Raw genomic sequence first — 21,283 nt, 5'->3', positions numbered from 1 at the left:
TTTATGTCAAAGCCGTATGGAAGAATATATTATACCTACCTTATATAAAACCAAAACTCCTAAGGAATTTTCCTATCCTGTAGGTGCTGAAGTTATTTCAAGTGCCTTTCAGGAACAAAAGGAAATAAAAGAATACCGACTGAGTTTTTATAGCTCTCATGCGTTATGGAGAAAAGAATATAATGAAGTTGAGATATTCTCTATATCCTATGTAGGAAGAAGAGCCAATATTTTTTCTTCTAAAAAGCAGGAAGAAGAGAATTATTACAGACAGCATTGGGAACTCAGGGTTAATGTCGTGCCCCGTGAATTAAGAAAAACAACTAAAGATGTATTGGTTAATCACGCTTTTCCACTAATCTGTAACAAGTTAAATACGGGATATAAAGAAATTCGAGATTTCTCCTTACTGAAAGTAGTATATTATAAAAATCTAAATCATTTCAAGTTTATAGGAATCGTTGACGGGGAAAAAAGAGAGGAACAAATCCTATCTTAATTTTCCTGACAGGGGCTTATACTTCCTCCACAATTTGTTCCTTCCGATACACTTATGGAAAGAGTAGCTGTATAGGTTCCATTGCTGTTGATTGCTGTGACTGTATGCTTTATTGAACTGTTGTAAAGAGTATCGGGAATTCCGCTAATAGAACAGGTCGTCTTATCGAATTTGAGACCGGAAGGAAGAGTAGGAGATATACTACAAATAGTATCGGAGGGCATGGTATAGGTAGGAGATACCGTATCACTGCTTGAATAAACAAGATAAGTAAGTCGGGTATAGGTATAACTGAAGCCGGGATTTATGGTTAAGTTTATAGTTTTGCTAACTGAGTAAGTCGAATTGGAAGCCGTAAGGGTATAAGAGGTTGAACTCTGTGTTGTCGTAGCAGTTCCGCTTATAGCACAGCTTGTTGTATCCAATGTAAGCCCGGAAGGTAAACTCGGACTTGCTGAACAGGAAGATATTGTTCCTGTGGTTGTAGGTCTAATAGAAATTGTCTGGCTTGTATCGTAGGTATAAGAGCTGATAGGAAAGTCAAGGGTGATGAGGCTTACTTTTTGAATGGATATAGTTATAGATGATGTGGCTATCTCTGTATCGTTCTTAGCTGTAATAGTATAAGTAGTGCTGACAAGCTCAGTAGAGGAACTTCCGCTAATAATGCAATTTGTTGTATTTAAACTCAAACCGGAAGGCAGAGCCGGGCTGATAGAGCAGGAGTTGAGAGTTCCTGTAAGAGTAGGAGAAATGGTAATCGGAGAATATTGGTAAGATGTATAAGTTGCCGGGTATCGTATCGATAAGGGAGTTGTTACTGTCTGTGCAGCGGGGTCTGTAACTGTAATAAAGAGCTGTTGTTGTTGAACTTCTCCTGTTCGAGTGGCTGTGATGGTAAATTCGGTTCTACTCAAAGCCGCTGTCGGAGTCCCGCTTATCGTCCCGGTGAGAGTATCAAAGCTTAAGCCTTCCGGTAAATTAGGTGTAATCTGGAAAGAACTGACATTGTCGGCCTGTGTGGGGGCGAATAGATTCGAAACCCCTACTGTCAGACTTAATTCTGCTGAAGGATATATGACCGACATGACGGTAGGATTTGAAGAACTGCTCGCCAGGCTCAAGAATCGAGATAAGGCCAGTTCTAAAGAACTTTCATTTTTTAAACCGAAATCACAGGATAAAATAAAAAGACTTATAACAAAATAGATGGTTTTTAACATTTTCCTAACCTCTGTACTTAGACGGAATCCATTCTTATCAGACCTTAGCTTTTTAAAAAGCTTTTTTCTTTATGCTGTTTTTATTTCGAACTGTAAAAAAACAGAAACTGAACTCTTCATAGCGGGGGTGGGAAGAGTACAGGAAAGGACGGCTTTTGTAATGACTGAAGTCTCTGTATTCCACATCGGGTAAAACTATAAGTGCAAGTGGTTTTTGGAGTCTTTTTTATGCTTTACAGCAGGGGGAATGTTGGCTTTGTTCTTAAAATTTCTTCCTTATGAACTCATAAATTGCCAGAGACTACCCGTAATAGAGAGAAGAGATATAAGGATATCCGCATATTTTTTCTTTATTGATTTTTCGACTTCCGTTTTATGATTCTTCCTATTATCGAAAAGCCTACATACATATAGGATGCAAGGCCAATACTCATATTTTCATCCCTATTATTAGATTGTAGTTATTCAATGATTGGATAAATTATTTTAAATATTTCATTAATTATCCAACCAAGCAGAAATATCCTCTTCCGTTTCTTGAAAGGGAGATACATTATACTGCTTAAATAAATTCTGTTGTGGGTGGTAGAATCCATGAATTGCGACAGGCAAAGGGGATGACCCAGGAGAAGCTCTCGGAGCTTTCCGGTGCGGAGATTAACAGCTATTATTGCACGTGTGGAGACCTTAGAAAAGCTTTATAAGGGCATGCGAGTGAGTTTTGAGAAGTTTTTTAAGGGGATTTGAGGGATAAAATTTCTTTTACTTTTCAAATGATGTCACTTTTTTTATAAAGGTCTTGGAATATCCTATGGTTTCCTCCAATCACAAAATACTAATTCATGACTCAAGATCCTTATCAGAAATAGTTGAACCTGATTCTATTGATCTGGTTGTAACTTCACCTCCTTATCCGATGATCCAGATGTGGGATGAGCTTTTTTTTAAAATGAATACCGATATTCAAAAGATATTGGAACAAAATCCTTCATTGGCGTTTGAACTTATGAATCAGGAGATGGATAAAGTTTGGGAATCTTTGTATCATTCCATTAAAGATGGTGGCTTTTTAATTATAAATATTGGAGATGCTACCCGTACCATTAATGGTGATTTTCAATTGTTTTCCAACCATGCAAGAATTATTCAAAAGTGTTTACAGCTTGACTTTAAAAATCTACCAAATATTCTCTGGAGAAAACAAACTAACGCTCCTAATAAATTTATGGGTTCCGGTATGCTTCCTGCCGGTGCTTATGTAACCCTCGAACATGAATACATTTTAATTTTTCGTAAAGGAACCAAAAAGAATTTTAATAATAAACAAAAAGATATTCGTCGCGAAAGTTCTTATTTTTGGGAAGAACGAAATATTTGGTTTTCCGATATATGGGAAGATGTGAAAGGTACCAAACAACTCATTAAAAATACGGAAACGAGAAACAGAAGTGCTGCTTATCCTTTTGAACTGGTTTATAGATTGATTAATATGTATTCGTGTAAAGGCGATACAGTGTTAGATCCTTTTTGGGGAACCGGAACAACAACGTTAGCTGCTATCGCTTCAGAAAGAAATAGTATCGGTATTGAATTAGAACCTTATTTTAAAAAAGAATTTTTAGAGAATACCGATTCCTATAAAAATTCTTTAAATGAATACTTACATAAAAGAATAGAGAAGCATAGAGAGTTTGTTAAGAATAGGTTGGAGTCCGGTAAGGAAATAAAACATCATAATGATAAAATGAATTTTCCGGTAATGACATCTCAGGAAAAAGAACTTATAATCAATGAGGTGGAGTCTATTCAAAATAATGATGATATTGAAGTAAAGTATTCTGAATTATTAAATACACCTACTTATAATTTCCCGAATGGTAATGGAAAGAAAAAAGAGAAAGAATTAACTTTGTTTTAAAATCTTTTCTATTTCCGCAATAACCTCCCCGTTGATGATACTTCCATCTGTTTTTGAATAAATATAGACCACACTGCAATCATAATCTTTTATGAATAAGTTATTCTTCTTTTGATTGGCAGTTTTTGCATTTCTTAAAAAGTTTCCTTTACCTATTTGATAAGACTGAGGCTTTATCTGTATTCCAAGTTTTGTTGTTTCCTCATTATCATAAACTAAATAGTCTACAGCATATTTATAATCAAATGCACCTTCCGTTTTTTGAAATTTAAAATCTGGAAATAATTTTTTTAAATTTTCTATAGTTTTTCTTTCTCTTAAAATTATTCCATTCCATGTCTCACAAATAACCCTAAATCGAACAGCTTCTATACAATCTTCAAGATTGATAGAGTCATAATGGTTAACCAATTCATTATAAAGAATTTCTCCTTTCTTTTGAAAATCATTCTGAGTTCTACCATAATTATAATTTAGATTCTTTGTATCCCAATCTAAATTATTGATAGCTTGTTTATTATTTAATAATATATAAATGTCGTTTAACAACTCTATTTTTGGATGATTGGATAAGAGTTGACTTCTTTTCTTTCCCGAATTATAATAAAAACTTTCCCAATCTTCTTTTTTAATGAAATGCTCAGACTCTATTAGGGAAGACACATATCCAACACTCCATGGGTCATTCAGCATTAAATCATTCCATGCTCTGTTTGTATTACGGAAAAAATCAGTATCTAAACGGTTAATAAATTCATCCATTCGCAATCCTATTATTTAATTCTTCTAAATCAACAGAAATTCCATCTTTGACTTTTGTATAATAGATAATCGGGACCTCAATTTTTTCATTCAGTTGATTTTTTATTTTATATGTATCCGGTTTTATAGATACAGGAATTTTTCCTATATAACCATCGATTCCTTTTGATTCTTCTTGTGGAGTAGAGGCCTTATACTCTACCTCATATTTTTCTGCTATTTTCTGTAGCAGTATTTTTTGGAATTTTAAGCCAATGAAAGTTTTTACAACTACAAGGTCATGTACCCATTTTTCAACCAAATCTCTGTCCACATGCTGAATCGCTTCTTTTAGATTAGTTATCATTTCAAAAATTCTATCGGTTGCATTTTCGATTGCCTTTGGATATTTATCTATATACCAGTTTTCCCAGTCATCAAAATTGTCTCCATCAAATTCCTGTATCAATTCAGACATTTGCCCGACTATTTTCGGTCTTGTTCCCTGTGCATTTTGGTTGGCTAAATTGATAAGCTGGGTTGTATATTTGGGAAATTCAGCCTGATTGGTTTGAATTACCTTTATTAACTCTGTAGTTTTTATTTTAAGTTTATTTTTCATAATAGTGCTTCTGGACATTGCAACAAAAACTCTTTCATAGGATCTAAATTCTTACTTTCCATATTCCAATATTTTAAACTTTCCCTAAAAACATCTCCCTTTTTCATTCGTTCCTCTTCCTTATTTGATTTCGGAAAAGCATCGAGATAGGCAAAATATTTGGACTTTATAATAGGAGACTGATATTTCTTCTCTGATTTTTCGAGACAGGTAACATAATTATCAAAGCAGTTTAAAACTTCTGCATATTCAGGATTAATGATACTTAGAAGTAAGTCTTCGATTGCTCCATCGTCTCCGTGGTTGGGCATCAGGAAGTATTTCATTTTCAGATTATTATCTTTGATAAAATCTTCTATAGCACTTTTTTTATTTATAAATCCTTTTTTATCTTTGTGTGTATCATTATCACTGTCCAAAATGATTACAGATAATAATCCTTCGTCTGTATTTTTTTGAAACTGAGGCAATAATTTTTCATAGCTGTCATTTCCCATAACATCTATGGAAGTTAAGGATAGAGATATTTTCTCGCATAAAGCCTTGATGAAATAATAAGTCAAGTTATCTTCTACATAGACTTTCATTATCTAGCCTCGATATTATTTTCTAGAGAGTTTCTTAGCTCATCCATTGTATAGCGGTACATTTTTGTTTCTTTTTCTAATTTCCGCATGTTGAAATATGAAAATTCCTCTTCTGCAATCGGGCTTTCTTCTGTAGAAATATTTGCGAGACCTTTCATTATATCTATACTGTGAGTGCTTGCGAAAATTTGGAAATTGTTTCTATGACTTAACTCCACAAGAGCTTTCCAGAAGTGTTGGACAGAATCTATATGTAAGCCATTTTCTATTTCGTCGATTAATACAGTTCCATTTTTAAAATTACTCAAGGCAGCTATGTATTGGATGATTTTTTCCACTCCGTCTCCCACAATGTTTATCGGATAGAGATGTTTTTTACTTACATCCACATATACCGTGTTACCCTCACCGATGCTTATATCCACTACATCTTTGTCGATTTTTTGAATCACATCTATGATGATTTTTTCCTCTTTAGTACGAATCAATTCGTCTAATTGAGTGATAAAGTTTAAAGGTAGACTGGATTTTAAATAAAGTGACTTCTCCGAAAAAGTTTTTTTACCATTCGGAAGCTTTTGATAAGAAAGGTTGTTATTTTTGATTTCAGAAAGCAATTTTACATTTTCAGATGTACTACCTTCTTCTATTTTATACACTAAAACAGCATTTTCTTCCTGATTTATCGTAGAGCTGATATTCGTAGGATCAATATACTCTTCTTCTTTCGTTTCTAAAGAAATACTTAACTTGCGAACATTCTTTTCCATATTTCCGGAAATTTCAATTTGATTAACTGACTCTAATCCATGAAAAAGAAACTTAAAATCTCCCGGCTTTTTATGTTTCAATCCACGAAAATTATCAATAGCAACCGAAAGAGCAATTTCATTTACGGAGCCGAGTAAAAGCAGAGCTTCTAAAAAGGATGTTTTTCCACAGTTATTCCGTCCGGTAATCAAGTTGATTCTGGTGAATCTGTCTTCTTTTAGTTCTTTAAAAGAACGAAAGTTTTTTATATTGATACTTTTGAACATTGTTAATCCTTTTTATTTATCATTCAGTATATTTTCTAATCACCAGAATCTTCCAGTGGCTCATCAAAATCCGGCATAAGTTCATATTTTCCTTTTGCACTCCCAAATACCGGGCGGGGAGTTTTCTCTATAGATTCATAGTACTTCATCAGCAGATAATCAAAATAATGTAAAGCTTCTTTTTTTAGCTCTTCCGGCATTGTCTGAAACTTTGAAATTAATAATAAATCAGTCATAAGTTTCACCTTTATTTTTTAGACATCTCTTGTAAGCCAACATTCTATCGAAAAATTTCGCGATCCGCTTGCTGTCCTTCTACTACTGAGCTATCCCCTCTCTTAAGGAAAGAACGAGGCGGAAGCGAAGCGGAGAGGGCGAGGTCAAGGAGGGCTCTGCCCGACACAGCGGGAAAAAGACAGTTATGTGCAGTGCCATTTATATTTTACAATTTTCATAATACAGAAGCAATTTTAGCTTCAGAAATAATTCATCTATTGGTTGATTCTTATCAAAATTATATTCCCCGGATGAATACTGATTTATCTCTTGTAAATGAAAGTCAATCAGCGGATCATTTGATGAATCAAGCCAAACAAATACTTTACCAACTGAATAGCTAATCGCCGAAGGGTAATCAGGGTTAAGAATATTGTCGTATTCAAGATCTGCAAGATTCATATTTTGAAGGTTGCTCATGATTTCCCTGATCAGTTCCTGTAGTTTATTTTTGTATTCGGCCTCTTTCTCAATGAGATTCTCTGCAATTATGTTGTGGTTGAAAATTCTTAATAGTACATTTATTGCGAAATCGTAATACTCATTATTAAATCTGCTGATATTTTCTTCTTTTAAAAATTGAAGTTGAGTCTGTATATCATGGCTTTCTTTAACTATAGTTAAGCTGTATTTTTTTTTATGCAATTCATACTGTTCGTCTATAGCAACTATAATATGATTTAAATATTCGTATCGTTCTTGTAAAAATCGATTGAGTTCATCGAATTTAAATCCAAATTCTATGTCATTCTGTTCAATTTCTTCACTGTAAAGAAGTAAAGAAAAATCATCGTCATTTTTGGAAAGTCTATCGGTAGGCCAACTCGCATACCTTTTCCCATGTTTGTTTTTTATATTTACTGGGTGAGCTCCGAAGGCAGCTCGTATCTCTTTGAAATATTCATTGTCGCTACCACATATATTGTTATTTTTGAATATATATTTTTTTCCTTTGAAAGGAATCGATTGGTTAGGAATAAACACCCGGTGTAATTGTGTCACTGCCTCATGTATTATATCGATTGAGGAGATATATGAATATGTGTCCATGCTCAAAACATCAATATTTTTAGTGTCGGAGCCATAATCTTGAATAAATGAAACAGCAACATCTATCCAATCCATACATGAACAAATAATGTTCCAATGGTTTTTTCCATTTACATTTTTATATTTTTCAAAAACAAAGTCCTCGTTTACTTTTTCTCTAAAATCTTTGATTAGTTTTGGATTAATTGTATAATTCATGGATATTTGATTATATAGCCAAAATGGCATTACACAGAACGTCACGAGCATAGACGACATTGCCTTTGAAAGCGGAAGTGCGTTTCGCATCTTCCGTTTGAGCGGGCAAGAGAGTGTGCAATAGCTCATCATACATCAAGAATCAACGATTTTCTAAACAACTTTATTCAAAATTATTTATCTCGTTGGAATTATTTTCTAACGAAGAATTATTTGAGTCTGAACGTTCAATACCTTTCTTTTTTTGCTCCTTAGCTTTTTGCCTGTCTATATCTTTATACACTTTCAAGATTAATTTCTTTGCTTCTTCAGCTTTCTCATTTTCGGTGACTTCTCTTTTAAATATTTCTTCAGTTATAACATTCTTTATATCATTGATTTCTATCTTAATTCCTGGACTTATTTTACGTAATTCTCTCCTTAGATTTTCTAATATTCCATTAGATAATATCATTTGGCTAATAAAATATCGACTTAATGCCTGCCTCTGAGCGTGAAATTCTTCTAATGTTGATTTACCAAGTCCTTCTTTTGAAAGATAGAATAAACTCTCAATATCAGATTGTTGTTTTAAATTCATTTCTAAAAATTTAAAATCATAAACTAATTCTTTGTCTACTGGTTTTGCAAATATTACTTTATATACCAACCAATGATTTCCATTAGTAAGAACTACCCAGTCAACTCCCAAATTTACACCGTAATCTACGGCTTGCTTAATGTGATTATCCTTTAGTTCGGTTCCTATACTTTTTACTTCTATTATTAATTTAATTTTGTTATCAATTTTAATTGCGAGATCACAATAATTTCCCGATTTTGTAGCAAGCTCAGTTGTCACTTCCAAATATTTATCATAGCCAAAAATATCACTCAGCATATCTGTAATTATTACAACTGTATTTGATTCATTTACATCATTATCTTTTGCATTTTTGATTACACTTTGAAATTTCTTAAATCCTAATTGTATTCTTTCTTTTACTTTTATTGGAATATTCATCATTTTTTACCTCTTTTTAATTTTATTACCTCAACTAAAATTACATATAGTAAATATCTGCATCATGTAAGGAGACCCTTTTCCGAAAAGTTCTTATAAGCTGGTTAAATCGAAATATTCACTATTATTTTATACCTTACTGTCTTTTTTCCTATAAAGACAACAAAAAATTGAAAGGCGAAAGTGAAAAATTGTTTCACAAAATACTATACAGAAATAATGTTTGTCAATTATAATAGAAACTAAGAATTTACAGGAAAGGGTAGTTTTGAGTTTTTTGAAGGCATTTTGAAGAAACCGCGTTTTGTTTCCAATCAGGAGATTTGCTTCTTTTTAGAGAAAAATCCTATTTTTCCTTCTTCTCAGGAATTCCTTATTTTAAGAAATTTTGTCATTAATGAATTGGTATTTTTGCTGTCCTAAACTTTATCAAGGTTCGGTTTAAACCGAATCGTAACGAAAGGAGGAGATAATTACAGGTTTTTTTTAAGCGTTTCAATAAAACCTTTTAAGAAACCTATCAGTTTGGGATTTTCACGAACTTCTTTAAATAAAGCCTTTTCATCATCAGTTAAAGACTCACTACTTTGGATACCTAACATGTCACCTTCACCATTTATTAACCAATCTAAGCTAATACCATGATCTTTGTGAATCTTATAAATAATATTTGCTGGTAGAGGTTTTCCCCTTCCATTTACAATTTCACTAACTGTAGAGTGAGGAATATTGTATTCTCTTGCAAAGCCTCTTTGAGATAAACCTAAATGATTTAATAGTTCTGAGTATTGTTCTTTTTTCATTAAATGTCCAGATTTTGGACATTTAATGATTGACTGTCCAAATATCCTGATATATACTGGTCATATCACCTACCCAAGCTTTTCACCTGAGCAGGTGCAAGGTCAAGTACTTTGTCAGCCTGAAAAGCTTGGAAAATAAAAGGAGCACAACACATGCAACATTACGAAGTCGAAGCCGCGGTCGCCGAGGGAACCCTTACCGCAAAGCTACCAGAGGCCATAGAACCCGGAACCTACAGGATTGTTGTGGTTTTCGAGGACATCACCACCCCTGCTGTAGGGACAGAACACGATCTGTCCCAAGAACATGATCTGTCCATTCGTCTCAAGCGTATGGAAGAAAACCCTCATCCCGGTTTTACAAGGGAAGAAGTAGAAAGGGATTTAGAGGCATTGAATGCTTAAAAGCAGCTTTCAGCCGTCAGCTATCAGCGGCCAGCCTTTTAAAACTGGGAGTCTTTCTTTTGTTAAAGAAGGCTCGAAAGCGCTTTCGAGCTTTCAAGGGAGACCTTATGGAAAATGAAAACAAAAAGGAAGAGACTTACCACTTTGAACCGGAAGCCAAGAAGGATTTGGAAGACTCCTATCTCTGGTATGAGAAACAGAAGAAAGGTTTGGGTTTAGAATTTGCTAATGAGGTTTTTGATACAGCAGAAGAATTAGGAAAAAAGAGGAGAGACAACACTGTAAAGATGGATTGCAATACATCTCCTACTGTGAAGAAAACAAGGCTAAAGCGTTTTCCTTTCTCCCTCTACTATGTTCTCAAAGAAACCCTGATTTCGATAGTAGCTGTCTGGCATGACAGAAGAAATCCGGAGTCTTTGAAAAACAGAAAATAAAATAAATAATCTACCTTCAAGGATGTTGCCGGCTGAGCGAACGAAGAGAGTCGAAGCCAGGCGCCCTTTTTTTTTCAAGTCCTTTTATTAATTATACTATCGATTGCTGAGCGAAGGCGTAAGCCTGAGTCCATTAGCTTCCAATACTTGTAAAACTTGGTTTCCTGCTTTTAGGGATTAGTGTTTAGGTATTGGGGATTAGTAATAGTTCTTCCATGCTTGTTTCCCTTTTGGAAAGATAAACTTTTCAGCATGTCACTAATTCCCAACCTCTAACCTCTAAGCGCTTTCCGAAAAAACGTTTCCAAGTAAACTTTCGGAAGCTCGGTCATTTCTGATATGAAATCAAGAGATGAACCCGCGCGTTTCATTTTTATTGCAGTCTTGAGCTTTTCCTTGTGCTTTGCCTTTCGTTCCCGGATTTCAATAAGCCGTTTTCCCTTTTCAATTCCTTTCTCAATTCCCTTTTCAAGCCCTTCGTTGTAGGCATAATCTCTCATAGCATGAAAATCTCTTTCAGACTTGATACGCATTTCGTAATAGTCCCTTGTTTTCTTATCAAGGGAAATGTCCTGAAGAGCTTCTATGGCTTGTTGTATTATAGGGTTCTTTACTTTTAGTTCGTTCACTTCGTTTTCCTTCAAACTTCCCGATTGCCGTAAAAGGTAGATCCAGTCTTCGAGATTGGTTTTTAGCTCACCTGCAAGTTTTAGAAACTTCCGTAGTTCAATTATATGGATTTCGAGGTCTTTCGTCAAGGTTATTTCAGGATTATTTTTTTCCAAAAGGAGGAAAGTTGAATGGAAATTCTCAATTTTAAGCAAATCGAAATTTAAAAATGAGACCGAATAAACGGGTTGCAAGATGCTATACAGGTTTCCTCTATCAATCTGCTGGCTGTAGAGTTTTGACCAGTAATACAAAACCCGTTTTCCATAGTAGGACTGGGGAAAAGCCTGCATTTCCACTCCGAAGTGTTTTCCCTGTTTATTTGTCGCGTATATATCCAGAATGGAAACCTTGTCAGTTGCAATGTCTCCGGGAATTTCCGGGTTCAAAATTTGTAGTTCTTCGATTTTATTACTACCTTCAAAACCTAAAACTGCATTTAATAGGTCAGAAAGTAGATGGGGATACTTTATGCAAAATATCTTAAATACAATATCAACGTGTAAGGGTAAAAGTCCGGCTGTGGTTTTCGATTCCTGTTTTTTCATTTTATGATCTCCTACTATAATAGGTATCAAAAATCACAAAATGAACAAAAAAATTTTGCGAGACAGAAAGTGAAACTGGCTTTTTTGGATAAATCTTTTGATTTTTTTGAATCTTCTTCTTTCATCCCAGCCGGATGTTGCCGGCTGAGCGAACAAAGAGAGCCGAAGTCAGGCGCCTTTTTACCCCCCTATCACTACTGAGATAGCTCTATCCATCACATTTATCCCCCACTGGGGGAGGCTCTCGGAAAGTCCATCAACTTCCTGAAAGTTAGGGGCATAAACAAAAAAGCCTTCGTTCCAGGAATGTATTGGAAGCTTACAGGAAGCATACCGCTGGCTTACCGCTGTATAGTTGCAAGCCCCCCTTAAATACATTGATAAATACATTGATAAACGCCTCGATAAAGCAGGAATATGCTACGTGAGGGTATTTATCAATGCTTTTGTCACTGTATTTACGATTACCTGCCAACCTAAAAGCTGTATAAAAGGTGTATGCTTTCGATACACTCGGTTACTGTATTTCGAACTCAGGCTTCGACTTATCCGGTTGCTGAGCGAGCCAACGGCTGAATGGGAAGCCAAGCTATGCTAGACACGAGCGAGAAATACAGGGTACATCCAAACATGATAGGTAATTGGTGGAACTTTCTGAAAATAGAAAAAAGACTTTACTTTTTCCTGTATTCAGTAATAGTTATACTATGAGAGTTTTTTATAGAAAAATATTAGCCATATTTCTTCTCGTAGGGCTCTCTATATCTGTAGACTGTCAGAAGCTCATGCTTTTCGGTAAGTCCTGTCCGATGCAACAAATCCATACTAAAGCCAAAACTTCCCCCTGTCATAACGCTGCGCAGCAAGATAATTGCCCCTGTCCGGAAAAACAGGAACAGGATAATACGGTTTCTTTTTTAGATATTGAATATTTTGTATATAATGCTTTTGTTTCTATATTGAAGGATTCTTTTCTCAGCTTTATTCCTGATGTTTTATTGGCCTTTTCCTTTTCAAATCAAAATACAGACAATTCTTACTTCGAATTATACCCTCTTAAAACCACACATCTTATAATTTGATACCATTCTCTTTTTTTAACTAAAAAGGAGGATGAAACATGTACAAATGGATTTTATTAATATTTTATTTATATAGTTATAGTATATTTGCAGAAGAAAATATACAAAATGTATTACTACGTTTAAGCTCGGAGCATACATCTTTAAAAGCAGCTGAAAAAGAAATGCTTTCTGCATTTTATTCTTCGCGTTATGCGACTTCGACTTATCCGGATCCGATGATAGGGATTGCCTGGTCCAATTACCCGTATAAAAAAGACCTGAAACTCATCGAAGACAAAACACCGATGACAGGAATCGAATTTAAAATCAGCCAGGCTATTCCTTTTCCCGGTCGCTTAAGTACGCAGGCGGACATAAGCGAAACAAATTTCAAAATTGCTCGGCTGCAATATGCTATGCAGAGAAACCGTCTGGCCTTTGATTTTTTAAGTCTTGCTCTGGAAAAAAGGAAGAATCAAAAACTTTTAAACATCAGTAAAGACATATATACAAAACTTAAGATACTTGTAGAGGTTAAAAAAGTAGCCTATTCAACCGGAAAACAGGGTCTCGGTCCTTTATCTCGCATTCGCTGGAAAGAAGCTTTATATAAAGATAAGGAACTAAAATTCGAAGGGGAAAAAAAAGTTATAAAAGAAAAGCTAATGTATTTTTTCCCCGGAGAAGAAATCGAATTTGGAAACTTAAACGGATATATAAAAGATTTAGAAGCTTCTATATTGCAGGAGGGAATCGATCTGGAAAAAGCTTCTCTCGGAATTGCCATAGCCCGGATACAATTAGAAAAGGGACAAAAAGAAAAGAGTCTGAGTAAATTTAACTATTACCCGGATTTTGAACTCTTCGCTTCTTATCGTAAAAGGGCTTATATCGCCTCGGATCCTACTCCGGCACAGGATTTTATGAGTTTTGGTTTTAGCCTTCGTCTTCCTGTCTGGTCGGCTATGTCCAATTCCTCAAATGTAAAAGCCAGAGAAGAACATTACTCCTCCGTACTATTAAGTAAAGAAGATATAGTTCGCAAAGAGACACAAAGTTACGCAGAACTGAAAGAAAAGCTACTAAGTTCAAAAGAAAGATTTAAGAGTTTTCAAACACTCTTACTTCCTGTCGCAAAAGAGCAGTTGGAAACAAGCCGCTTTGATTATGAAAATGGTAAAGCAGAGTTCGAAAAGTTTTTAGAGGCCTGGGACTTGCTTTTTTCTACACAGCTTGAAATGGCTCTCTTAGAAGAAGAAAAAGGCAGGCAGATCCTACTTTTGGCATTTTTATCCAACCGAATTTTACCTGAATTAACTCAAACAAAGGAGAAAACAGATGAGTAAAAAATTATTCATAATATACCTTATACTAATACCCTTTTTCTTTAGTACGGCCTGTAAAAAGAAAGCACAGGAAAATACTTCTTCGAAGTCCGAAGAAAAGCATGAACATAAGCATGAAAAAGAATTATATACCTGTCCGATGCACCCGGAAGTCATTCGGGATAAAAAAGGTACATGCCCTATCTGTAAAATGGATCTGGTTCCTTTGAAAAAACAGGAGATGAATCTGGAAGATACAAAACCGGATTCCAAAGATAAGATAATCATTCATCTTGAACCGGCTACCATTCAAAAAGTCGGTGTCGTAACCGAATTAGTGAAAAAGAAAACTATCGAAAGAGAAATTCGAACTGTTGCCCACATTGATTTTGATGAATCTGCTGAGACCATTATAAATAGTCGCGTAAATGGCTGGGTAGAAAAGTTATATGTAAAGTTTACGGGACAGACAGTAAGAAAGGGTCAGGCTCTTATAGGGATTTACAGTCCGGAACTTGTCTCTACCCAGGAAGAATACCTGAAGCTTTATAAAAGTTATAATTCCGCCTCTGATGAGGGTACAAAAAAAGAATTATCTAAATTATTAGAATCTTCTAAAAGACGGCTTTTAAACTGGAATATATCAAAAGGACAAATTCTTGAATTGGAAAAAAAGCAGGAAGTGCAAAGACTCATGAATTTGTATTCTCCCTATTCAGGAGTTGTTGTAGAAAAAAAAGTAATAGAAGGAGCCAAAATCATGGAAGGAATGGATTTGTTTAAATTAGCAAATCTGGAAACTGTCTGGGCTTTTGTGCATATACCTGAAAAGGATATTCCCTTCATCAAAGAAAATATGCCGGCTAAAATTCTCCTTCCTCAATTACCCACAGAAGAATTTCAGGGAAAGGTAAGTTTTATTTTTCCGTATATCGAAATGAAATCGAGAGACTTAAAAGTAAGAGTTTCCATACCGAATCGGGATTTCAAGGTTAAACCGGGTATGTATGCAACCATAGTATTAGAACAAAAACTCGAAGGAGAACACATTGTTATTCCTTCCTCTGCTGTGATTCGAACCGGGATTCGAGAACTAATTTTTGTTTATCACGGAAAAGGAAAATTTGAAGCCAGAGAAATTAAAACGGGAGTGCCGGATGGAATCGATAGGGTTCAGGTTCTTAAGGGTCTAAAAGAACAGGAGGCCATTGCAGTATCGGGACAGTTTCTCTTAGATTCAGAAACAAAGTTACAGGAAGCCGTGCGAAAAATGCAGACAGAAGCTTCAGCTATGCCTGAAGGAGGGCATTCCCATTGATTACAAGAATTATTGAATATTCCTTAAAAAATAAACTCTTAGTCGTCCTGTTTGCTTTATTTCTCGTATTAAGTGGTGCTTATTCGATTTATAATATTCCTATAGATGCTATTCCTGATCTTTCCGATATTCAGGTAATTATCTATACCGAGTATCCGGGACAGGCTCCGCAGGTTATTGAAGATCAGGTAACGTATCCTTTGACTTCCTCTATGCTGGCTGTGCCTAAAGCTAAGGTGGTAAGAGGTTATTCCTTTTTCGGCTTTTCTCTGGTATACATTATTTTTGATGATGGTACAGATCTTTACTGGGCCAGAAGCCGGGTTTTAGAATATTTGAATTTTGCATCAGCCAAATTACCTCAGGAAGCGAAACCCAGGCTCGGCCCGGATGGAACCGGTGTGGGCTGGGTTTATATGTATACTTTAAGTGACACCTCCGGCAAATACGATTTACAACAACTTCGAGCTTTGCAGGACTGGAACTTGAAATATGAACTTCAGAGCTTACAGGGAGTCGCTGAGGTTGCAAGTATAGGAGGTTATGTTAAGCAATACCAGATAGAAGTCGACCCCACAAAGTTAATACTGTATGAAATTTCTTTGAATGAAATCCGTTCCCGCCTGGCCAGAAGCAATAAAGATGTAGGTGGTAGATTAATTGAAATGGGTGAAACGGAATACATGGTACGGGGGCTTGGCTATATTGGCTCTGTGGAAGATATACGTTCTATTGTTTTAAAAATTGATAAAGATGGAAACCCGGTTACTATCGGGGATGTAGCGAATGTACAGATAGGACCGGATATACGTCGGGGCTTGAGTGACTTTAATGGAGAAGGGGAAATTGTAAGTGGAATTGTGGTGGCTCGTTTTGGAGAAAACGCTCTTGAAGTAATCGATCGGGTAAAAAAACGAATTTCGGAAATACAGCTTCTCTTACCGAAGGGGGTTAAAATAAATAGCTCCTATGATCGTTCAGTTTTAATCAAGCGGGCGATTAAAAATATTTTATCCAAACTTGGCGAAGAAATGCTCGTGGTAAGCCTTGTCACCGTTATATTTCTGCTGCATCTACGTTCTTCTTTAGTAGCTGTATTGACTCTGCCACTGGGTTTTTTAGCCTCTCTTTTGTTGATGTATCTACTCAAAATAAATGCAAATATCATGAGCCTGGGTGGAATCGCCATTGCTATAGGTGTCATGGTAGATGCTTCCGTTGTACTGGTTGAAAACCTGCACAAACACATGGAAAAAGAGGAAGGTGTAAACCACACCGAGCTTGTCCGTCGAGCGGCTGTAGAAGTCGGTCCGGCCTTATTTTATTCCTTGTTAATCATAACCGTATCATTTTTGCCTGTCTTGGTTTTAGAAGGACAATCCGGGAGATTATTTAAACCTCTTGCTCTGACAAAAACCTTTGCTATGGGCTTCGCATCTCTTTTGGCCATCACCGTCATACCGGTTTTCATGTCCTGGTTTGTAAAGGGGAAAATTCATTCAGAAGAAAGTAATCCGGTTTCAAAATTCCTAATTCGACTCTATAAACCTTTGCTCATCTATTGTCTGGACAACAAAAAGACTGTAACGATTGTATCTATGATATTTTTAGTATGTAGTTTTATCCCTATATTCGGAATAGTTAAACCTTTTTCAAAAAATTATTTTATTCGACCGATAGGAGGAGAATTTATGCCCCCTTTGAATGAAGGGGATATTTTATATATGCCAACTACCCTGCCGGGTCTTTCTATTACCAAGGCAAGAGAATTATTGCAAAAGACAGATGCTATCATTAAAAGCTTCCCCGAAGTAGATCATGTTCTCGGAAAAATAGGCAGAGCCGATACGGCCACTGACCCGGCTCCATTAACTATGATAGAAACCAGTATTATCCTGAAAGACCCTTCTGAGTGGAGAAAAGGTATGACTGTAGAAAAACTCAGTCAGGAACTGGACAGAGCCATTCAATTTCCGGGATTAACCAACGCCTGGACGTACCCGATAAAAACTCGAATCGATATGCTTTCTACCGGTATAAAAACCCCGGTGGGTATAAAACTACTCGGAGATAATTTACAGAACCTATCCGATCTGGGAGCCAGGTTAGAAGCCTATCTTCGCAGTTTCCCCGGTACAGCTTCTGTTGTTTCGGAACGGGTAACCGGTGGAAAATATATTAACTTTAAAATCAATCGCTATGAGGCTTCCCGCTATGGTTTAACTATTGGTGACGTTCAGGATACCATCATGACAGCAGTAGGAGGAATGAATATTACTGAAACTGTAGAAGGTCTTGCTCGTTATCCGGTCAGTATACGTTATCCGAGGGAATACAGAGATGATTTGTATAAACTGAAAAATATCTGGATACAAACATCCACAGGAGCATATATTCCCATATCAAATGTGGCTGATATTTACATTGAAGGAGGGCCTCCGGGTATTAAAACGGAAAATGCCAGAAAGACAGCCTGGCTCTACATAGACCTGGAAGAAGGGCAGGATGTAGCCTCCTATGTTAAAGCCGCAAAAGAGTACATTCAAAGTAAAATCATTTCAGGAGAATTGAAAATATCTCAGGATATAAGCTTTCAGTGGAGCGGGCAATTTGAGTATATGGAAAAAGCAGAAAAAAGGCTAAAAATTGCTGCTGTGATTACAATTTTCCTCGTATTTCTACTCCTTTATTTTCACTTCAGCAATATATTAGAAACCATTATTATACTCTTCTCACTGAGTTTTGCTGTAACAGGAGGGATATGGTTGATGTATGTTCTCGGATTTAATCATTCTGTCGCAACTGACGTGGGTTTTATTGCCCTGGCCGGTCTTGCCGCCGAAACGGGTATTGTTATGCTTCTATATCTCGATGAAGTATTTCAAAAATACAAGGAAGGAAATAAATTAGAAGATTCTCAAAATATACGTTTGGCAGTCATTGAAGGAGCCGTTGATAGGTTACGTCCTAAAATGATGACAGTATCTACCACTCTTATCGGACTTTTGCCGATTATGTGGAGTACAGATTCGGGTTCTCAGATTATGAAGCGTCTGGCTACTCCCATGATCGGAGGTTTATTCACTTCCACTCTATTAACCTTAATCCTTTTACCCTTGCTTTATGAATGGATACAGGAGCGATTGCATAAAAACAATAAATGTGGGCCTTTAAATAAGAAAGAATAGATAAATAAATACTAATATTCTTGAATATTCCTATATCAAGCAAAATGAATTTATAGTAAGGCTTATTATAAGAATAAATTATCCAGAATTTCTCGAGGAATTTTTTCCGGTTTCCGATTAGAAAACTCATCTTTGTATTGAGACAGTTTTTCTATAAAATCTTCACTGAAACCTGCTTTTTTGCGGGTTTCGGGTATAAACACATAACCCTTGGCTCTTCTGGGAGTGAAGGGATAGTCCAATAGGGAAAGATAATAGTCCCAATCAGAAATGTCTTCCGGCTTTTCTTTCTTTATGATTTTTAAACCTCTTCGCACATGCTTTAGCTCATCCTTATAGATCACATCCATAATAGACGCAGATTCCGGGTCACCATATTGTAAGAAAGTTTCTTTGTATAATAAAGAATAATCGAGGTTGGCACCTTCAAAAGATAGGGACATGATAGCTGCAAATTTTTCTTTCGTCTGCATTTTTGGTGTATACTTCCAAAATATATAATTCAATTCTCTATCACCAAATTGCATTCCGAGTTCTTCGATCCTCTGTAAATATAGCTTCAAATGTTTTTGTTCATCCGCTATGGTTTTTAGCATTTCCCTGCGATTCAGTTCAGGTATGTCCTGAAACTTTAACAGAGCATAGGCAAAAAGTTCTATGGCCATTAACTCATGATTCGCAAAATGGTGCAGGGTAATGGCCCTTAAGTCCGCTTGCTTTAAATGTTCGAGCCGGGGAATTTTCATTTTCTTATCAGAGAAAGACAGTTTTTTTTCCCTGCCCGGCTTTTCCGGAACCACCACATTGCTTTTTATATCTAAAAGTTCTTCTCCCGCCGGAAGAAGTTTCTCTTTTAGGGAGGGAGATGAAAGCAAATGCAGGCAGTATTCGTTTATGGTTTTCATTTTTTATTTCTATTTAATTTTATGCCGGAATCGGGTGGAATAATATCAGTCTGCACAGAAAAGAGCAATTTCTTTTCACTCGATTTATTTCCCACCTTATCCACTGCATAATAATTTATAGTATAATCTCCGGAGGTTTTAAACTCATTTATGTCCTGTGTGACTTTCTTATATTCTCCTCCATTAATACTCATATAGATACCCTCTAACCCGGAACCGTAGTCCTTAGCAGTAATATATAAAGAAACAGATGGGGAATAAAATAGCCGACCCTTGTATTGTTTCTTTTCTCCTTTTAATTGTGTAAGAAGCACTGGAGCTTCTAAATCAACAATAATATGGTAGTGCTTAAATATTTCTTTATTCTCTACCTTATCAATTCCTCTAAAAAACAGGTTATGAGGGCCTGCTGTAGAAATATAAATGGTACCGGTGGCCGGTTTATACTCAGTATCTTTATCCAGAGAATACTCCGTGTACTGCACACCTGTATTCTCATCTAAGGACTGAAGGGTAAATCCGTAGCGTCCGTTAGTAAAGACAGTTCCATCCTCTCCCGTATACTTTATTCCTTCTGCCAGGATGGAATAACAAAAAAAGATTAATAAAAGTAAAAAAGTTCTCATAGACTAAGTTTAGGAATCTTAAAGATTCTTGCAAGAATTTTCAGAAACCTAAAAAACGGTTTATCTCTTTTGCGACAGTCTCTCCTTTTTCAATGTGAATCGCATGTCTGGCCTTTTCTATAAACTTTAATTCACTATTTTGAATGTACTCCTGCATTTTTTTTTGCATATCCATTTCAGTAATACTGTCTTCTTCACCTGAGAGAATAAGGCAGGGAAGTTGAATAGCCCGACTCTTTTCTCCGAAAAAAATTTCCGATTCTCTTTCGATTGTATTCTCCGCAAGATAAAAGTATTCTTTCGAATTCCAGGCGTTTAAAAGGATTTTCTTTTCTAAAAGACTCGGTTCCGGAATATCTTCATAGTGCAGGTGTTTTAGAAGATTCTCTACTTCCAGGATAGTACTCGGAAAGAGCAAAGCCCGCATTTCATCCCGCTTCGGGTGCATAGAATTTGCAGATGATAAGAGAATTAGCTTAGAAAATATATGCTCTTTATCTAATAGAGCCAGATGTTGAGCAATTAAGCCTCCCATAGAATGACCTACAAGGATAATGTCTTTTAAGCCACTGCGCTTACAAAATGTATAAATCAGATCAGCGAAAATGTCGAGCTGGTAAAGGTAACGAATTTGGGGGAGAGGATTCAGACCAAAACCGGGAATATCCAGGAGAATAGGCTGTAGTTCCGGGTGTAAGTGCGGGACTAATTTACGGAAACCAAAAGCCGCGTCTAAAAGTCCGTGTATAAACAGAAGTTTTTTGCCTTCCTTTTTTCCCCTGTAGTACCGGATAGAATGACCTTCCATGTCGAAAGTTTCTTTTTTTAAATGCAATACAGA

Annotated in this window: 22 protein-coding genes; 8 read left to right on the top strand and 14 right to left on the bottom strand. The window is 35.9% G+C overall.

The window, feature by feature from the left end; all coding sequences use genetic code 11:
• Window positions 1-16: 16 nt before the first annotated feature.
• Entirely contained in the window at window positions 17-499 is a 483-nt protein-coding gene (locus H7A25_01230; GenBank protein ID MCP5498498.1) for a hypothetical protein, read from the top strand.
• Here H7A25_01230 and H7A25_01225 read toward each other — a convergent pair.
• On the bottom strand, window positions 496-1,722 hold the full coding sequence (locus tag H7A25_01225) for a putative Ig domain-containing protein (protein MCP5498497.1): 1,227 nt from the start codon (window positions 1,720-1,722) through the stop codon (window positions 496-498). The two genes, H7A25_01230 and H7A25_01225, sit on opposite strands and share 4 nt — an antisense overlap.
• A gap of 811 nt (window positions 1,723-2,533) precedes the next feature.
• Between H7A25_01225 and H7A25_01220 the strand changes: the two genes are divergently transcribed.
• Window positions 2,534-3,640 carry a site-specific DNA-methyltransferase gene (locus H7A25_01220; protein ID MCP5498496.1) on the top strand — a complete coding sequence of 369 codons (1,107 nt, stop codon included), beginning with the start codon at window positions 2,534-2,536 and terminating at the stop codon, window positions 3,638-3,640.
• Here H7A25_01220 and H7A25_01215 read toward each other — a convergent pair.
• The 8 genes from H7A25_01215 to H7A25_01180 form a co-directional block, all read right to left on the bottom strand.
• Complete coding sequence (locus tag H7A25_01215; protein MCP5498495.1) at window positions 3,626-4,402, bottom strand: MjaI family restriction endonuclease; 777 nt, start codon at window positions 4,400-4,402, stop codon at window positions 3,626-3,628. The genes H7A25_01220 and H7A25_01215 overlap by 15 nt on opposite strands.
• Window positions 4,395-5,003, bottom strand: coding sequence for an MjaI family restriction endonuclease (locus H7A25_01210; GenBank protein ID MCP5498494.1), 609 nt, complete (start codon window positions 5,001-5,003; stop codon window positions 4,395-4,397). The genes H7A25_01215 and H7A25_01210 overlap by 8 nt, the downstream gene beginning before the upstream one ends.
• Complete coding sequence (locus tag H7A25_01205) at window positions 5,000-5,590, bottom strand: hypothetical protein (GenBank protein MCP5498493.1); 591 nt, start codon at window positions 5,588-5,590, stop codon at window positions 5,000-5,002. Before H7A25_01205 ends, H7A25_01210 begins: the two co-directional genes overlap by 4 nt.
• Entirely contained in the window at window positions 5,590-6,627 is a 1,038-nt protein-coding gene (locus H7A25_01200) for an AAA family ATPase (protein MCP5498492.1), read from the bottom strand. Before H7A25_01200 ends, H7A25_01205 begins: the two co-directional genes overlap by 1 nt.
• A gap of 35 nt (window positions 6,628-6,662) precedes the next feature.
• On the bottom strand, window positions 6,663-6,863 hold the full coding sequence (locus H7A25_01195; GenBank protein ID MCP5498491.1) for a DUF2281 domain-containing protein: 201 nt from the start codon (window positions 6,861-6,863) through the stop codon (window positions 6,663-6,665).
• Between the two features lie 199 nt (window positions 6,864-7,062).
• A complete protein-coding gene (locus tag H7A25_01190; protein ID MCP5498490.1) occupies window positions 7,063-8,151 on the bottom strand; it encodes a hypothetical protein in 1,089 nt (362 codons plus the stop codon).
• A gap of 163 nt (window positions 8,152-8,314) precedes the next feature.
• Window positions 8,315-9,154, bottom strand: coding sequence for a type I restriction enzyme HsdR N-terminal domain-containing protein (locus H7A25_01185; protein ID MCP5498489.1), 840 nt, complete (start codon window positions 9,152-9,154; stop codon window positions 8,315-8,317).
• Between the two features lie 473 nt (window positions 9,155-9,627).
• The gene (locus H7A25_01180; protein ID MCP5498488.1) at window positions 9,628-9,957 is read right to left on the bottom strand and encodes a helix-turn-helix domain-containing protein; all 330 of its coding nucleotides are present in this window, start codon (window positions 9,955-9,957) and stop codon (window positions 9,628-9,630) included.
• A gap of 153 nt (window positions 9,958-10,110) precedes the next feature.
• Between H7A25_01180 and H7A25_01175 the strand changes: the two genes are divergently transcribed.
• Window positions 10,111-10,362, top strand: a complete 252-nt coding sequence (locus H7A25_01175; protein MCP5498487.1) for a hypothetical protein — start codon at window positions 10,111-10,113, stop codon at window positions 10,360-10,362.
• A 107-nt stretch (window positions 10,363-10,469) separates the two neighbouring features.
• Window positions 10,470-10,799, top strand: a complete 330-nt coding sequence (locus H7A25_01170) for a type II toxin-antitoxin system RelE/ParE family toxin (GenBank protein ID MCP5498486.1) — start codon at window positions 10,470-10,472, stop codon at window positions 10,797-10,799.
• A gap of 272 nt (window positions 10,800-11,071) precedes the next feature.
• Here the strand turns inward: H7A25_01170 and H7A25_01165 are convergent, their stop codons facing one another.
• Both H7A25_01165 and H7A25_01160 read right to left on the bottom strand, forming a co-directional pair.
• Complete coding sequence (locus H7A25_01165) at window positions 11,072-12,016, bottom strand: Rpn family recombination-promoting nuclease/putative transposase (GenBank protein ID MCP5498485.1); 945 nt, start codon at window positions 12,014-12,016, stop codon at window positions 11,072-11,074.
• Window positions 12,017-12,196: 180 nt separating this feature from the next.
• Complete coding sequence (locus H7A25_01160) at window positions 12,197-12,406, bottom strand: hypothetical protein (protein ID MCP5498484.1); 210 nt, start codon at window positions 12,404-12,406, stop codon at window positions 12,197-12,199.
• A gap of 317 nt (window positions 12,407-12,723) precedes the next feature.
• Here H7A25_01160 and H7A25_01155 point away from each other — a divergent pair, with 317 nt between their 5' ends.
• From H7A25_01155 to H7A25_01140, 4 genes are read left to right on the top strand one after another with little or no spacing between them, the layout of a single operon-like run.
• A complete protein-coding gene (locus H7A25_01155) occupies window positions 12,724-13,098 on the top strand; it encodes a hypothetical protein (GenBank protein ID MCP5498483.1) in 375 nt (124 codons plus the stop codon).
• 38 nt (window positions 13,099-13,136) lie between these two features.
• Window positions 13,137-14,426 carry a TolC family protein gene (locus H7A25_01150; GenBank protein MCP5498482.1) on the top strand — a complete coding sequence of 430 codons (1,290 nt, stop codon included), beginning with the start codon at window positions 13,137-13,139 and terminating at the stop codon, window positions 14,424-14,426.
• Window positions 14,419-15,723, top strand: coding sequence for an efflux RND transporter periplasmic adaptor subunit (locus tag H7A25_01145; protein ID MCP5498481.1), 1,305 nt, complete (start codon window positions 14,419-14,421; stop codon window positions 15,721-15,723). The genes H7A25_01150 and H7A25_01145 overlap by 8 nt, the downstream gene beginning before the upstream one ends.
• Window positions 15,720-18,911, top strand: a complete 3,192-nt coding sequence (locus tag H7A25_01140; GenBank protein MCP5498480.1) for an efflux RND transporter permease subunit — start codon at window positions 15,720-15,722, stop codon at window positions 18,909-18,911. Before H7A25_01145 ends, H7A25_01140 begins: the two co-directional genes overlap by 4 nt.
• A gap of 65 nt (window positions 18,912-18,976) precedes the next feature.
• On the opposite strand, the gene H7A25_01135 is transcribed toward H7A25_01140, so the two are convergent.
• The 3 genes from H7A25_01135 to H7A25_01125 are packed head-to-tail and all read right to left on the bottom strand — an operon-like array spanning window position 18,977 to window position 21,250.
• Window positions 18,977-19,816 (bottom strand): DUF455 family protein, encoded by an 840-nt coding sequence (locus H7A25_01135; protein ID MCP5498479.1) that lies wholly within the window; start codon window positions 19,814-19,816, stop codon window positions 18,977-18,979.
• On the bottom strand, window positions 19,813-20,442 hold the full coding sequence (locus tag H7A25_01130) for a hypothetical protein (protein MCP5498478.1): 630 nt from the start codon (window positions 20,440-20,442) through the stop codon (window positions 19,813-19,815). Before H7A25_01130 ends, H7A25_01135 begins: the two co-directional genes overlap by 4 nt.
• A gap of 40 nt (window positions 20,443-20,482) precedes the next feature.
• Window positions 20,483-21,250, bottom strand: coding sequence for an alpha/beta hydrolase (locus tag H7A25_01125; protein ID MCP5498477.1), 768 nt, complete (start codon window positions 21,248-21,250; stop codon window positions 20,483-20,485).
• Window positions 21,251-21,283: the final 33 nt, after the last annotated feature.

The sequence above is a fragment of the Leptospiraceae bacterium genome (assembly GCA_024233835.1).
Taxonomy (GTDB): Bacteria; Spirochaetota; Leptospiria; order Leptospirales; family Leptospiraceae; genus JACKPC01.
This window is presented reverse-complemented; position numbering and strand designations above follow the sequence as displayed.

Coding starts and splice junctions, on each gene's coding strand:
- H7A25_01230 (MCP5498498.1), top strand. CDS start 17: ATGGAAGAATATATTATACCTACCTTATATAAAACCAAAACTCCTAAG.
- H7A25_01225 (MCP5498497.1), bottom strand. CDS start 1,722: ATGTTAAAAACCATCTATTTTGTTATAAGTCTTTTTATTTTATCCTGT.
- H7A25_01220 (MCP5498496.1), top strand. CDS start 2,534: ATGGTTTCCTCCAATCACAAAATACTAATTCATGACTCAAGATCCTTA.
- H7A25_01215 (MCP5498495.1), bottom strand. CDS start 4,402: ATGGATGAATTTATTAACCGTTTAGATACTGATTTTTTCCGTAATACA.
- H7A25_01210 (MCP5498494.1), bottom strand. CDS start 5,003: ATGAAAAATAAACTTAAAATAAAAACTACAGAGTTAATAAAGGTAATT.
- H7A25_01205 (MCP5498493.1), bottom strand. CDS start 5,590: ATGAAAGTCTATGTAGAAGATAACTTGACTTATTATTTCATCAAGGCT.
- H7A25_01200 (MCP5498492.1), bottom strand. CDS start 6,627: ATGTTCAAAAGTATCAATATAAAAAACTTTCGTTCTTTTAAAGAACTA.
- H7A25_01195 (MCP5498491.1), bottom strand. CDS start 6,863: ATGACTGATTTATTATTAATTTCAAAGTTTCAGACAATGCCGGAAGAG.
- H7A25_01190 (MCP5498490.1), bottom strand. CDS start 8,151: ATGAATTATACAATTAATCCAAAACTAATCAAAGATTTTAGAGAAAAA.
- H7A25_01185 (MCP5498489.1), bottom strand. CDS start 9,154: ATGAATATTCCAATAAAAGTAAAAGAAAGAATACAATTAGGATTTAAG.
- H7A25_01180 (MCP5498488.1), bottom strand. CDS start 9,957: ATGAAAAAAGAACAATACTCAGAACTATTAAATCATTTAGGTTTATCT.
- H7A25_01175 (MCP5498487.1), top strand. CDS start 10,111: ATGCAACATTACGAAGTCGAAGCCGCGGTCGCCGAGGGAACCCTTACC.
- H7A25_01170 (MCP5498486.1), top strand. CDS start 10,470: ATGGAAAATGAAAACAAAAAGGAAGAGACTTACCACTTTGAACCGGAA.
- H7A25_01165 (MCP5498485.1), bottom strand. CDS start 12,016: ATGAAAAAACAGGAATCGAAAACCACAGCCGGACTTTTACCCTTACAC.
- H7A25_01160 (MCP5498484.1), bottom strand. CDS start 12,406: ATGTATTTATCAATGTATTTAAGGGGGGCTTGCAACTATACAGCGGTA.
- H7A25_01155 (MCP5498483.1), top strand. CDS start 12,724: ATGAGAGTTTTTTATAGAAAAATATTAGCCATATTTCTTCTCGTAGGG.
- H7A25_01150 (MCP5498482.1), top strand. CDS start 13,137: ATGTACAAATGGATTTTATTAATATTTTATTTATATAGTTATAGTATA.
- H7A25_01145 (MCP5498481.1), top strand. CDS start 14,419: ATGAGTAAAAAATTATTCATAATATACCTTATACTAATACCCTTTTTC.
- H7A25_01135 (MCP5498479.1), bottom strand. CDS start 19,816: ATGAAAACCATAAACGAATACTGCCTGCATTTGCTTTCATCTCCCTCC.
- H7A25_01130 (MCP5498478.1), bottom strand. CDS start 20,442: ATGAGAACTTTTTTACTTTTATTAATCTTTTTTTGTTATTCCATCCTG.
- H7A25_01125 (MCP5498477.1), bottom strand. CDS start 21,250: ATGGAAGGTCATTCTATCCGGTACTACAGGGGAAAAAAGGAAGGCAAA.